General features: G+C 39.4%; 13 protein-coding genes. 5 read left to right on the top strand and 8 right to left on the bottom strand.

Annotation, left to right across the window (positions count from 1 at the left end):
- The first annotated feature begins 13 nt into the window (after positions 1 to 13).
- The 3 genes from AAEU30_RS17765 to AAEU30_RS17755 all read left to right on the top strand — a co-directional run bounded on the left by AAEU30_RS17765 (position 14) and on the right by AAEU30_RS17755 (position 3,055).
- Entirely contained in the window at positions 14 to 1,300 is a 1,287-nt protein-coding gene (locus tag AAEU30_RS17765; protein ID WP_087534158.1) for a citrate synthase, read from the top strand.
- 110 nt (positions 1,301 to 1,410) lie between these two features.
- Positions 1,411 to 2,625, top strand: coding sequence for an aminotransferase class V-fold PLP-dependent enzyme (locus AAEU30_RS17760; protein WP_421961679.1), 1,215 nt, complete (start codon positions 1,411 to 1,413; stop codon positions 2,623 to 2,625).
- 13 nt (positions 2,626 to 2,638) lie between these two features.
- Positions 2,639 to 3,055, top strand: coding sequence for a SufE family protein (locus AAEU30_RS17755; RefSeq protein WP_087534160.1), 417 nt, complete (start codon positions 2,639 to 2,641; stop codon positions 3,053 to 3,055).
- On the opposite strand, the gene tcdA is transcribed toward AAEU30_RS17755, so the two are convergent.
- Genes tcdA through AAEU30_RS17720 form a run of 7 tightly spaced genes read right to left on the bottom strand, consistent with a single transcriptional unit; the run spans position 3,052 to position 10,471 of the window.
- Entirely contained in the window at positions 3,052 to 3,852 is an 801-nt protein-coding gene (tcdA, locus tag AAEU30_RS17750) for a tRNA cyclic N6-threonylcarbamoyladenosine(37) synthase TcdA (protein ID WP_421961678.1), read from the bottom strand. The two genes, AAEU30_RS17755 and tcdA, sit on opposite strands and share 4 nt — an antisense overlap.
- Positions 3,853 to 4,527: a TIGR01621 family pseudouridine synthase gene (locus AAEU30_RS17745; RefSeq protein ID WP_421961677.1), complete on the bottom strand. Its 675-nt coding sequence runs from the start codon at positions 4,525 to 4,527 to the stop codon at positions 3,853 to 3,855. It lies immediately after the preceding gene.
- Positions 4,520 to 5,293, bottom strand: a complete 774-nt coding sequence (gene kdsB / locus AAEU30_RS17740) for a 3-deoxy-manno-octulosonate cytidylyltransferase (protein WP_421961676.1) — start codon at positions 5,291 to 5,293, stop codon at positions 4,520 to 4,522. Before kdsB ends, AAEU30_RS17745 begins: the two co-directional genes overlap by 8 nt.
- Positions 5,281 to 5,478, bottom strand: a complete 198-nt coding sequence (locus AAEU30_RS17735; RefSeq protein ID WP_421961675.1) for a Trm112 family protein — start codon at positions 5,476 to 5,478, stop codon at positions 5,281 to 5,283. Before AAEU30_RS17735 ends, kdsB begins: the two co-directional genes overlap by 13 nt.
- Positions 5,468 to 6,448 carry a tetraacyldisaccharide 4'-kinase gene (gene lpxK / locus AAEU30_RS17730; RefSeq protein ID WP_421961745.1) on the bottom strand — a complete coding sequence of 327 codons (981 nt, stop codon included), beginning with the start codon at positions 6,446 to 6,448 and terminating at the stop codon, positions 5,468 to 5,470. The genes AAEU30_RS17735 and lpxK overlap by 11 nt, the downstream gene beginning before the upstream one ends.
- Positions 6,445 to 8,190 (bottom strand): lipid A export permease/ATP-binding protein MsbA, encoded by a 1,746-nt coding sequence (gene msbA, locus AAEU30_RS17725; RefSeq protein WP_421961674.1) that lies wholly within the window; start codon positions 8,188 to 8,190, stop codon positions 6,445 to 6,447. Before msbA ends, lpxK begins: the two co-directional genes overlap by 4 nt.
- Before the next feature lie 58 nt (positions 8,191 to 8,248).
- Positions 8,249 to 10,471, bottom strand: coding sequence for a DNA internalization-related competence protein ComEC/Rec2 (locus tag AAEU30_RS17720; RefSeq protein WP_421961744.1), 2,223 nt, complete (start codon positions 10,469 to 10,471; stop codon positions 8,249 to 8,251).
- 21 nt (positions 10,472 to 10,492) lie between these two features.
- Here AAEU30_RS17720 and AAEU30_RS17715 point away from each other — a divergent pair, with 21 nt between their 5' ends.
- The gene (locus AAEU30_RS17715) at positions 10,493 to 11,005 is read left to right on the top strand and encodes a DUF2062 domain-containing protein (protein WP_421961673.1); all 513 of its coding nucleotides are present in this window, start codon (positions 10,493 to 10,495) and stop codon (positions 11,003 to 11,005) included.
- 113 nt (positions 11,006 to 11,118) lie between these two features.
- Here the strand turns inward: AAEU30_RS17715 and gnd are convergent, their stop codons facing one another.
- Entirely contained in the window at positions 11,119 to 12,492 is a 1,374-nt protein-coding gene (gene gnd, locus AAEU30_RS17710) for an NADP-dependent phosphogluconate dehydrogenase (RefSeq protein WP_421961672.1), read from the bottom strand.
- Between the two features lie 368 nt (positions 12,493 to 12,860).
- On the opposite strand from gnd, the gene pyk reads away from it, so the two are divergent.
- A complete protein-coding gene (gene pyk / locus AAEU30_RS17705) occupies positions 12,861 to 14,297 on the top strand; it encodes a pyruvate kinase (RefSeq protein ID WP_421961671.1) in 1,437 nt (478 codons plus the stop codon).
- Positions 14,298 to 14,366 lie beyond the last annotated feature (69 nt).

Here is a 14,366-nt window from a genome sequence, read left to right as displayed (position 1 = left end):
AGGAGATAAATAGATGGCGGATAAAAAAGCCACAGTCCATATTGATGGTCTAGATCCAATCGAACTTCCGATTTACCAAGGTACTGCAGGTCAAGATGTCATTGACGTACGTACCCTAGGTTCACATGGCCACTTCACTTATGACCCAGGTTTCATGTCGACCGGTTCTTGCGAATCTTCAATCACATACATTGACGGTGGCAAAGGTATCTTGCTTCACCGTGGTTACCCGATTGAACAGTTAGCTGAAGGTTCAGATTACATTGAGCTATGTTACTTACTATTAAACGGTGAGTTACCAACTAAAGACCAATACACTGAATTTGCAAAACAAATTACTCACAGCACCATGCTAGATGAGAAAATTGCTAACTTTTTCCAAGGTTTCCGTTTTGATGCTCACCCAATGGCGATGCTTTGTGGTGTTGTTGGTGCTTTATCTTCTTTTTACCATGAAGATCTTGATATTACAGATGCAAATCAACGTAAAACAAGCGCAATCAAGTTAGTTGCAAAACTACCTACTATTGCAGCTATGGCTTACAAAACGAACATTGGTCAACCATTCGTTTACCCACGTAACGACTTAAGCTATGCAGAAAACTTCTTACATATGATGTTCTCTGTACCAGCTGAAGAATACAAAGTTAACCCAGTAACAGCAAAAGCAATGGATAAAATCTTCATGCTTCACGCTGACCACGAACAAAATGCTTCAACATCAACTGTTCGTCTTGCTGGTTCTTCAGGTGCTAACCCGTATGCATGTATCGCTGCAGGTATTGCATCTCTTTGGGGCCCTGCTCACGGCGGCGCTAACGAAGCATGCTTAAACATGTTAGAAGAAATTGGCTCTGTTGATCGTATCGACGAATATGTAGCTAAAGCAAAAGATAAAGCAGACCCGTTCCGCTTAATGGGCTTTGGTCACCGTGTTTACAAAAACTTCGATCCACGTGCAACAGTAATGCGTCAAACATGTCACGAAGTATTAGAAGAGCTTAATATTCAAGATCCACTGCTTGATATTGCTATGAAGCTTGAGCAAATTGCACTTGAAGACCCATACTTTGTTGAGAAGAAACTTTACCCTAACGTAGATTTCTACTCAGGTATCATCTTAAAAGCAATCGGTATCCCTACTAGCATGTTCACTGTAATTTTTGCAATGGCACGTACTGTAGGTTGGATCACACACTGGGATGAGATGCTTTCTCAACCTGGTCATAAGATCAGCCGTCCACGTCAGCTTTATACTGGTCACACACATCGTGATTACGTATCTACAGACAAGCGTTAATTTTTATTAATGCTAAAAAGGCCGCTTTTGCGGCCTTTTTTGTGTTTAATAGTTGAGAATTATATTAAAGCTATTACAATCCCTGCTACTTTTTATTGTTTGGCTTTTGTATGTTTGCTGTTGAAAAAATTCGTGCTGATTTTCCCATTTTAACTCAACAGGTAAACAATCAACCCTTAGTTTATTTAGACTCTGCTGCAACGTCACAAAAGCCCCAGTCAGTAATTACCGCGACAGAACAGTTTTACTCACAGCAAAATGCGAATGTTCATAGAGGTCGCCATTCACTGAGTGAACAAGCAACCATAGCCTACGAACAAACGCGTGATAAAGTTGCTCAATATTTCAATGTGCAAAGCCGCGAAATTGTTTGGACTAAAGGCGCCACAGAAGCACTTAATCTCATTGCCAATGGCTTAATTGAGCAACTTGATAAAAATTCAAGTATCGTAATTACCCCGTTTGAACATCATGCAAACATAGTCCCATGGCAACAATTAGCACTTAAAACCGGTGCAAAATTACACGTATTACCGCTTGAAGCAGATGCAACATTGAATATTGCAGCCTGTGTTGAATTTTTAAAAAAAGTAAAGCCAAGTGTACTTACAGTCACTCATGCATCAAATGCTCTGGGAAATATAACAAACCTAAGCCCGTTACTCAGTGCTGTGAAAGAATTTAACACCATCACTGTTGTTGATGGTGCTCAAGGTGCCATGCACCTACAGCCTGATTTAAATAAGCTCGACTGTGACTTTTATGTATTTTCTGCACACAAAATGCTAGGCCCAACCGGCGTTGGTGGCTTGTATGGTAAATATGAACGTTTAAATGCCTTACAACCCTATCAAACTGGTGGGGAAATGATAGAAACTGTCAGTTTGTTACAAAGCACATTTCGCAATGCACCTGCTAAATTTGAAGCCGGTACACCTAATATTGCAGGTGTAATCGGTTTTTCTGCCGCACTAGATTACCTCGCAGCGCTTGATAAGAATGCAGCCTACGACTATGAACAACTGCTATTTAACTATGCGGTTAGTAAATTAAATGATATCAATGGCATCACAATTTACAGTAATTTAGAACATAATATTGGCACCATTTGTTTTAATTACAAAGACGAACACCCATTTGATATTGCGACCTTACTTGATGGATTTGGTGTTGCCGTTCGCAGCGGTCATCATTGTACCCAACCTTTAATGGCACATTTAGGAATTAATGGCAGTGTACGAGCAAGCTTTTGCTTTTATAATACTCACCAAGATATTGATATTTTCATCAACGCACTGCACGAATGCATCGCTTTATTAGATTAAAAGTAGATAAGCAATGAATAAAACGTTTAAAGAACTCGCTCATACACTAAATAATTCCCCCGCATGGCAACAAAAATACCGTGAGATCATGCTACTTGGTAAACAATTACCGACAATGCCTGACGTTTTAAAAACATCAGATGCACTTGTACCCGGTTGTGAGAGTAAAGTTTGGCTATATTTAGAGTTTGATCTGCAAGAAAACTGTTTAGTTATTATTGGGGATTCAGATACACGTATTGTAAAAGGACTGCTTGCGCTCATATTATCTTTATATAATGGCTTAACACCGAGTCAAGTGTTAGCCATTAATGCATTTGAAGAGTTTGAAAAGCTTGGTTTAATAAGCCACTTAAGCCCTTCACGAGGTAATGGTATTAAAGCCATTGTCGAACGTATTCAAGCAATGGCTGAACAAAAGTCGCTTTAAGCTTTAGCTAATCGCTGCTTTTTATCTAGATATTTACGAACCGCTTTGGCTGCTACAAAAAAGCCAAAGCTTCCTGTGATCATAGTCACTGAACCAAAACCGTTATTACAATCCATATTCATCGAACCATCTGCGTTTTGTTTTGCGTGGCACACACTGCCATCTGAACCTGGGTAAACTAATTGCTCTGTAGAATAAACACAATCAATATTAAATTTACGCTTGGGGTTGCTACTAAAATTGTACTGTTTGCGTAAAATATAACGAACCTTAGCAAGCAGCGGATCTTGGGTTGATTTTGCTACATCACCAAATGTTATTTGACTTGGATCCGTTTGCCCGCCTGCACCACCGGTAGTAATTATAGGCAGTTTATTACGCTTACAATGAGCAATAAGTGCCGCTTTTTCTTTGACTGCATCAATACAATCAATTACATAATCAAAACCTTGGATATGCTCGCGAATATTATCCACTGTAATAAAATCATCAATGACTTCAATTTCACATTCAGGATTAATAAGCTGACAGCGTGCTTTCATTGCATCAACTTTAGCCTCACCAACAGTGCCTGTTAGCGCATGAATTTGGCGATTTACATTAGTTGCACATATATCATCAAGGTCTATCAGCGTTAGTTTACCAACACCTGTTCGTGCTAATGCTTCTGCAGTCCAACTGCCGACACCACCGATACCAATAACACAAAAGTGCGCATTTTGAAGCCATGCGAATTGTTGATGTCCATATAAGCGTTTTATTCCACCAAAACGAATATCTGTTACAGAGTCTGTCATTTACCAATCCAAGTTCCATGGCTGTTGCCATGTGTGAAAGTTATCATGTTTAATTAATTGCCCATAAAGGGCGTCGCTATTTGGTTCGCAAATAAACTTAAATCGCTCATTTTGCCAGGTAAAGCACAGTGCATAAGCATGCAAATAGGTACGCTGGCATTCAGTGCCACCATACAATGCATCACCTAAAATCGGCGCGGCAATGCTTTTTAGTGCAACGCGCAATTGATGTGTTTTACCTGAGTACGGTTTTAAAATATACCCGCGTAAATTAGCAGCTACACTGAATGAATAAAACCGTGTGATCGCTGGGTTAGTATGGGTTTTCAAAAGCTTAAAACTACTGCGTCGAGATTTAGCCATATCCCCTTTTATCCAGCCTTGCTTTTTCTTTGGCTTCACATCTGACAAAGCCAAATAAAACTTATCAACCTCATGCGCGGTAAAAAGTCGAGTAAACTGAGCAGCAGCTTGACTGCTTCGCGCTAATATAATTAACCCTGAGGTAACTTTATCTAATCGATGGACGGCAAATAATTTTTCACCCAGTTGCTGCTCAGCTAAAACCACAAAGCCAGGCCCTTCTTCACTATGGAAGTTGAGCCCTGCCGGTTTTTCAATAATATAAAAGTCATTATGTTCAGTAATGACTGTTAAAGGTAACGGCTTATTCACGCAAAGAATTACTTTTTAAATAATGCACTACGCGAGCTAAATCTTCAGGGGTATCGATACCTGCATGAGGTGTAACGTGTGCTTGCTCAATTTTAATCTGATGACCATGATAAAGTACACGTAACTGTTCTAAAGACTCTAATTGTTCCAGTGGTGAAGGACTAAGTTCAATGTACTGTTTAATAAACCCTGCGCGATAAGCATATATACCGACATGACGTTGGTAGTTTGCTTTATTTACAAGATCATTTTTAGCTGAATTCATCATGTTAGCGCGATCAAAAGGAATACTCGCACGGGAAAAATAAAGCGCATTTTTATGAACATCACTCACAACTTTTACAGCATTTGGGTTAAATACTTCTTCAATGTCTTCAATTGCAACACTCAATGTAGCCATTGGTGCAGCCGAATTAGCTAACAATGCAGCAACTTGACTAACATTTTCGCCTGCAAGTAATGGCTCATCACCCTGTACATTCACTACGATGGTGTCATCGCTGAGGTTAAGTAAATCCATTACTTCTGCTAAGCGCTCTGTTCCAGACTGATGATCTTCACGTGTCATTAATACATCACTAGTGAACGAATTGACCGCCTCGAAAACCTTTTGATGATCGGTTGCAATAACAACCTTACTTGCGCCGGACGCAAGTGCCTTTTCATACACGTGCTGGATCATCGGCTTACCACAAATATCCGCAAGGGGCTTGCCTGGTAATCGGGTCGATGCGTAACGCGCAGGAATGACAACTACGAATTCCACTTTTCTACCTCTTCTTGGCTTAGCTCTCTCGCTTCGTTTTCAAGCAATACAGGAATGTCATCAACAACTGGGTAAGCTAACTTTGCTGCCGTGCTGATTAATTCATTATTTTCTTTGTCTAGGCATAATTTACCCTTACACACTGGGCAAGCGATAATTTCAAGTAATTTTGTATCAAAGGCCATCGAGGATCCCTTTTTCTTTGAGTAATAGATTGAGTTTATTAATTACCGCGCTTGATGGCTTTGCATCAACGGGTAAAAAGTACCAATTTGGTTTAGCAAAAACGCGGCATTTTACCGCATCCTTCTCTGTCATAATGACAACTTCATCGCTATATTTTTCAAAATCAGCTGCTGTATAAGCATAATGATCACGATAATGAGCCGTAGAAAGTAACTTAACACCCGAGCGTTGCAGTGTATTTTCAAATCGCGTTGGGTTTCCAATTGCACTTATTGCATGGCCGCTATGTAGTTTACTTTGCACCTTTTCACCCGTGGCCACATTTAATAACGCCGATGCTTGTAATTGATAATTAAAGTTATCAGCACCTCCGTTTTCTATGACTAAATCAACCGTTTTTAAACGTTTTTTAGTTTCTCGCAGTGGGCCTGCTGGCATCAAAAAACCATTGCCAAAGCGGCGCTCGCTATCCACTATGCAACACTCTATATCGCGACCCATTTTATAATGCTGCATGCCGTCATCGGAGATAATGACATCTAAATCGTATTTTGCATTTAACAGCTTTATATTGGCTTTTCGATCAGGGCCCACAACAACAGGACAGCCTAATCGGCGCTGAATAAGTACAGGCTCATCCCCAGCTTGCGCTGTTGTACTTGAACTATCAACAATTAAAGGGTAAATCTGTGAAGAACCACCGTAACCGCGACTAATAACGGCAACGTTTAAATCGTTCTGTTGTAAATATTGAGCAAGCCAAATAACAAACGGTGTTTTACCATTACCACCCACACTAATATTACCCACGACAATGACTGGTACTTCGCCTTTGAATTGCTCCAATAGACCAATTTTGTAGCATAAGCTACGCAGAGTTGAAATCAACCAAAAAAGTCCGCTCAATGGCAACAGTAATAAAGTTAAAAAGCTAAAGCTTTTATACCAGCTTTGTTCTATTTTATTCACCATTGCTCACCAAACTGCATTTTGCATAGAGCAGCATAAGTGCCGTCATTTTCAAGTAGTGCCTGATGATCGCCACTTTCAATAACTTGACCGTTATCAATTACGTAAATACGGTCACTTTTTTCGATTGTTGAAAGGCGGTGTGCAATAACAATGGATGTTTTATCTTTCATTAATTGATCGAGCGCTTGTTGTATCAGCTTTTCAGATTCAGTATCAAGGGCTGATGTAGCTTCATCTAAAATCAAAATAGGTGCATCTTTCAAGATTGCACGAGCAATAGCGATACGTTGGCGTTGCCCACCTGAAAGCATCACCCCATTTTCACCCACCATGGTATTTAAACCATCAGGTAAATCTTTTACAAATTCCCAAACGTGGGCTTGTTTGGCAACGGCTAACAGCTCATCGTCAGTTAATGTACGTGTAATGCCATAGCTAATGTTATTAGCGATAGTATCGTTGAATAACACCACCTGTTGCGACACTAGCGCAAACTGTCGTCGTAAATCTGTCAGTTTATAATCGCTCAGCGCAATGCCGTCTAATAATATTTCGCTAGGTGCTTGTAAGTCATAATAACGCGGTAGTAAATTGGAGATAGTTGACTTACCTGAGCCTGAACGTCCCACTAAAGCAATACTTTCTCCTGCTTTAATAGTCAGTGATAAATCGCGAAGTACTGGCTCTTCTTTTGTTGGGTAATTAAAGGTCACATTTTTAACTTCGATTAGCCCTTTCACTTTATCAACGTTTACTGTGCCGGTATCTTTTTCTACGTCTTCATCCAGTACTAAAAAAATACTTTGTGCTGCAGAAATACCACGCTGTAAATCGCTGTTCACGTTAGCGAGTTGCTTTAGTGGGCGTAACAACATCATCATCGATGAAATAAGCACAACAAAATCACCAGAGCTGATAGTGTCGATCATCGATGGCATCGATACAACAAATAAAATAACCGCCATCGCACTGGCCGCTAATATTTGAATCACTGAGACACTCAGCGCTTTAGTCGCATCCATTTTAATGCGTTGCTGGCGATTGTGATTATTGATAGTAGCAAACTGATCAATTTCTTGTTTTTGGCCACCAAAGCCATGTATTACTTTATGACCACTGAGCATTTGTTCAGAGCTACGGGTCACTTGCCCCATCGCTGATTGTATATTTTTAGATATATGACGAAATCGTTTTGACACCACGCTGACAATAACCGCCACTAATGGAATGATGATCAAAAATATTAACGACAGCTTCCAACTGGTGTAGAACATCACTGTAAGTAAAAACACCACAAATGCGCCTTCACGCACCACGATTAACATAGCTTTTGTAATCGCTTGTTGTACTTGCTCAGTATCAAAAGTGATTTTAGATATTAAATCGCCAGTAGAATTTTTGTCATGAAAAGAGACAGGTAAATGTAGGATATGCTCAAATAATTGTTGTCGCAATGAACGCACCACTTGCGAGCCTACATAACTCAAGCAATATGATGACATGTAATTGAAAAACCCACGACCAAACACAAGTGCAACCACAACAAATGGTGCATATTTTAGTACGTCACTATTACGCTCATTTAAGCCCTGATCAATAAAGGGTTTCATTAGTTGAATAAATAAAGCATCCATGGCTGAATAGCCAATCATGCCCACTACAGCTAAAATTGCGATACTCTTATAATCACCCACGTAGGTTAATAAGCGCTTGTAGATTTGCGATGTAGTTTGATCCATAACACTCTCTAATTCATAGTCTGTGACTATTGTAGCCTTCAGCAACATAAAACTAAACTCAATCTTTTAGAAACCAATAACTTTGTGCACGTGCGTATTCAATTTTATATTCATTTTGATAAAATTTGATACTTATTTGACCATGTTCAGCCGTTGAATATTGTTGTACATGTTTTTTTAGATAGCGTTTTACAACCTCTTCATGGGGTAAACCCCACTGCCCTTTATAGGATGTTGAATGCAATACAACATCTGGGCTTACGGCAGCAATAAATTCGTCGCTTGATGATGTTTTACTTCCGTGATGAGGGCTTAACAGTATGGTGCTTTTTAACTGTTCGTTTTGCTTGATTAATTCATGCTCCCGTTGCATCGTAATATCTCCAGGTAACAACACACTGAATGCACCATCTGAAATATGGATCACGCATGAGTTATCATTATTCGAAGTAAAGCTCCCTAAGTTTTTGCTCACTGTAAAAACTAAACCTTGGAACATAAACTGTTTAGCTAAACACACTTGCTCAGGCCCGTTTGGTTGTAATAAATTAAATGTTGCTAAATACCCCTGTGCTAACCATGGTCTTAGCCCCCCAGCATGATCTTTGTCCATATGACTTACCACAGAATGCTCAACTGTAATGGCGTTGTTTTGAATGTGGGGTAATAAAGTAGAATTAACACGCGTATATTGATTAAAATAGATAGGCCCTAAATCATATACAAAGCCTTTGTTATTTTTACTTATCAATACCATAGTGCCGTGACCCACATCAAACACATTAAGTTGCCAATCAGGCTTAGTTTGCAAAAGGGTATCAACTAGCGCTATACACACGGGGATCAACGCTAGTAGCCTTTTTGTGGGCAACATGTAGAACATAATTCCAGTAAGGTAAAGTGCCTGCACTAACACCAAACTCAATGAATGCGAGCCGAGCCAGCGGTAATCACTTGGTATATACAAAAGAGCATTGAAACACAGAGTTAGGAGTGGGTCTAACGTTTGAATAACCGGCTCAATGCTGATGAAAATACTGAGCGAGCTAAGCATCACTAAGCTCGGCATGATAACAAAACTCAATAAAGGGATTGCAATCAAGTTAACGACTAAACCGATTAAGCTAACTCCATTAAAAAAATATAAAGATAATGGCAGCAAACCTATAAATAGCGCACATTGTATAACAGTTAAGTTTTTTAATAACGCGATAAACCCACCACGAAAACTCGACAATCTATTTAAAATTAAAAAAATAATCGCAACGGCACAAAATGAAAAATATAGCCCAGGATTTAGCAAGCTAAATGGATCAATTGCTAAGGTAAGTACCAATGCATATAATAGACTCTGCCACTTTAAAGCTTGCTTAGAATAAAAATAGACGAGCAAATAACAGCCCAGCATAATTAACGCACGCGTAGCGGAAACTAGAAAGTCACTTAAGTACACATAACAAAACGCTAAACTGAACCCACCGACACTATAAATCAGCGAAAGATTTACGGTTTGATTTATTACCCTTATAAATAGGCGAACTATGTGTTTAGTAATAAAATAGCCAATGCCAAACATTAGACTGATATGTAAACCTGAAATAGCTAAAAGATGACTTAAGCCAAACTGTTGCAAGGTTTGCTTTTGATCATACGACATTAAGCCCCTATCACCTGTCAGAAGAGCATAATAAAGCCAGTTCATTTGAGTGTTTTGATATGTGCTGTTAATAAAATCACGGTATGCTGTAATACTACTGAGTTTGTAAGACTTTATTATTTGTAGAGACGCAGATGTTTGTTTTGCTTTAAAAAACAACCGCTGACTAAACGCGTAACGCTCTCTATCAAAGCCATTAAAATTTTTTTGACTGCGAAACTTAGTTAATTTAAGCCGAGTCGTTACCCTGTCACCTATACTGATGTTTGTATCAGCTTTTAGACTCACTAAAGCATGCGGTGCTTTAAAACTAAGTATACTTTGTGGATTATGAAGTTTGGCTTTTAAATAATAGTTATCACGCTTAGAAATAATCTCAACAACGTCAAATGTCACAAGCTTTGATTGATTTTCATCCGTATCGGGATATGAAATAGTATAAAAACATAAAAAATGTACCCAAACACAAAGAATACCGCAAATAAAACCTAACAATACAGACAAAAACGGCTTAAAATAAACGCTTCCTATCACAAGAGATAATGTGAAAAGAGTAAACACAAGGGTCTGATAATAAAAAACGGTTGTAACACAACCTATAACAAACCCAATGCTTAACCACACTGATGTAAATGGTTGCTTTAAATGGCTAAGAAAACGATCCAACGGTTTTTACCCGATCACAATACGATTAAACAGCATAAATTTTTACAAATTTTTGGCCGTTTACTCCACGATGCCAATTTGTGGCATCTTAATCGACGCTCCGCGCGAGGTGCATTTTCTGTCGGTTTATTTTTTGCTTTCATCCCTGTTCCTTTTCAAATGGTATTAGCTGCAGCCCTTGCTATTCCATTACGTGTTAATCTACCTATATCAGTTGCCGTTGTGTGGATCACTAACCCATTGACAATGCCGCCTATTTTTTATTGTTCATACTTAGTTGGCACCATCGCTCTAGGGCAGCCAGAGCAACACTTTGCTTTTGAGCCAAGTTGGCAATGGTTCATCGAAAGTCTAACCACAATAGGCCCTGCGTTTTTAGTGGGCTCTTTAATATGTGCTACAGCCGCTTCGTTAATTGGCTATTTTGGTATCGATTTACTTTGGCGTCGCTCAGTACGCAAGGCGTGGTTAAATCGCCACAAAAAAGACTAATTTAGTAACTATAGTCAAACTCCCCGTTTGTACCAAATATAGAACAAGATCAAAAAAGCCAGCTAATTTAGCTGGCTTTTTAGTAGGCTCTTGATGTAAGAGTTTTAATACATTTAACGTACTTTAGCGTCTATCTCGACTAAATCAGTTAAATGACATACTTCTCCACCATGAGTTTTAATACCATGTTCACCAAAGTAATCACGTTGCGCTTGAACTAAATGACCATTACTAGGTGTCGTAAGCGTTGCAAAATAAGTCTGTGTAGAACTTAACACTGGAAATGCTAAGCCTGTCATCATTGCTTGACCTGTGATCTTACGTAATGAAGTAGCTTCTTTTCCTAGTGTGTCAATAAACTCAACACCTTGTGCGATATTATCTAAGTAATCGGCACGAATAATACAGCCAGCACGCCATGTTTGTAGCGTTTTCGATAAGTCGACTTTCCACTGATGCGCCCTTGACGCTCCCTTGATTAAAGCAAGACCTTGGCGATAAGCAAGTAAACTAGCCAGTAAAAATGCTTCTTTAAGCTCTTCTAAATCAAGTTCAACCTCAGTAGTAGATTTAGCCGCATAAGTCATTTCTTTTGCCGCATGGGTATCACATGTGTTTGTTAAATGACGCGCTTGTACAGCAGCAACTAACGATGGAACTGCAATGCCTAATTCTAAAGCGTTTTGTGCAGTCCAAAGACCTGTGCCTTTAGCACCCACTTTATTATCAATTAAATCTACTAATGATTCATCTTTATCAGTTTCTAAAGATAGGATATGGCTAGAGATAGATAATAAATAGCTGTTTAAGTCGCCTTCTGCCCATTGCTCAAAAATAGCTGCTACTTCTTTTGGTGAACGGTTCGTTCCTAAACGAAGCAACTGATACATTTCAGCAATAAGTTGCATTAACGCATATTCAATACCATTATGAACCATCTTCACAAAGTGGCCGCTTGCTGATTGACCTACTCGAGCAAAACATGACTCACCTTTGTAACTGGCAGCCACTTTTTCAAACCATGGCTCGACACGTTCCCAACCGCCCTCGGAACCACTGGCCATCATAGCAGGCCCGTGACGCGCACCTTCGGCACCGCCAGAAATTCCCATAGTGGCAAACTCAAATTTATTTTGATATTTTAACTTGCGAGTTATGCCATCTTTGTAGTTACTGTTACCACAATCAACAATAATATCGTTACAATCAACACCAGCTTCTACTAGTTCAGTACACACTTTATCAACCAATTCACCTGCAGGTACTAACAGTAAAATTGAACGAGGTGCTGTTAACCTTTTAACCATGTCATTTAAATCAGACACAATATGCAGACGATCCGCCATGCCTTGAGATTTAGCACAACTTAATAACTCTTCGCCCGCATCGGGGTTTTTATCATAAGCTACGAGTGTCAGCCCTTTTTCTATCAGGTTTAGAGCCAGATTTTTACCCATAACGCCTAACCCTACTAATGCAACTTGCATTTAGTGTCCTCCTCGGTAACAACTATTGGTTAGTAAATGAAAATAATACCGCGCGCATTATACCCAAGCCGCTCAAAAATGCGAGCCTGAGTTAAAGTAACCGCTCTAAATACACGCCTAGGTATTATATCAAACAACGCGCATCACAGGGATTATTTAACATCAATTAGAACATTGACTGACGCTGACACCGGTGTCATAATGTCGTAATATTAATTTTGTATAAATATTGGCAGCAATTAAATAACACTTTGTTTATATAACGTGTTCACACTGCCTTAAAACTCCATATTTGTGTATAAATACAAATATTTAAAAACGAATATAACCGTCAACCTGCTTACCTTGTAAGCCTACAGGAGAATTTGATGCTTAGACGCACAAAAATAGTCGCTACCCTTGGACCTGCAACCGATCGTGATAACAACCTAGAAAAAATAATCCGTGCTGGTGCAAACGTGGTGCGTTTGAACTTCTCACATGGCGTAGCTCAAGATCATAAAGACCGCGCTCAAGCTGTTCGTGATATCGCAAAAAATTTAGGCAAGCACATCGCAATTTTAGCCGATTTACAAGGCCCTAAAATTCGTGTCTCTACTTTCAAAGAAGGTAAAGTGACTTTAGATGTTGGTGCTAAGTTTATCCTTGATGCAAAAATGGAAAAAGGCGAAGGCGATGTTAATGCCGTTGGTATCGATTATAAAGAATTGCCACAAGATGTATCACCAGGTGACCTACTTTTATTAAACGATGGTTTAATTCAATTAACAGTAGAAAGTGTTGAAGGCCACCTAGTGCATACTTCGGTTACCGTTGGCGGTGTTTTATCTAACAATAAAGGTATCAACCGTTTAGGTGGTGGTTTAACAGCCCCTGCATTTACTGAAAAAGATAAAGAAGATTTACTTACAGCCGCTGAAATCGATGTTGATTACATCGCCGTATCATTCCCACGCAGTGGTGATGACATGCGTTATGTGCGATCACTTGCTGAAGCTGCGGGTTCTAAAGCACAATTACTTGCTAAAATTGAACGTGCTGAAGCTGTTGAAACTGTTGAAGCCGTTGATGACATAGTACTTGCTTCAGATGCAGTCATGGTTGCACGTGGTGATTTAGGGGTTGAAATTGGTGATGCTGCGCTTATGGGTAAGCAAAAGCTGATTATACGTCGTGCCCGTTCGTTAAACCGTACCGTTGTTACAGCAACACAAATGATGGAATCAATGATTGATAATCCAATGCCAACGCGTGCTGAGGTTATGGATGTTGCAAACGCGGTACTTGATGGCACTGATGCGGTAATGCTTTCAGCTGAAACTGCTGCCGGTGATTACCCTGAAGAAACTGTTGCAACTATGGCACGTGTTTGTTTAGGTGCTGAGTCACAAAAAGAAACACACGTATCAAAACACCGTTTAGACAGCCGTTTTTCTTCAAATGCTGAATCAATCGCATTATCTGCAATGTACGCTGCTAATCACTTAGATTCAGTAAAAGCTATCGTAACATTAACAGAATCTGGCAGCACAGCTAAGCTTATGTCACGTATTAGTTCTGGCTTGCCAATCTTCTCACTGTCTCGTCATGCAAGCACATTAGGACAAACAGCACTGTACCGTGGTGTTTACCCTGTGTTTTTTGATTCAACACAATGTGAAAAAGATAACATGGTAAAAGATGCACTTAATACCTTAGTTGAAGCTGGTTCACTTAAATCTGGTGACACAGTAATCATAACTCATGGTGATGCAATGGAAACTGTAGGTGCAACTAACACCATGAAAATAGTAACAGTGGCTTAATTAGCCACTTCAACTATTAGTTCAAGTATAAAAACGCGAGCACATAAATGCTCGCGTTTTTTATTAACT

The sequence above is a fragment of the Pseudoalteromonas mucoides genome, assembly GCF_049257175.1.
Taxonomy (GTDB): Bacteria; Pseudomonadota; Gammaproteobacteria; order Enterobacterales; family Alteromonadaceae; genus Pseudoalteromonas.
The sequence above is the reverse complement of the archived record's forward strand: the minus strand, read 5'-3'. Positions and strand labels throughout refer to the sequence as shown.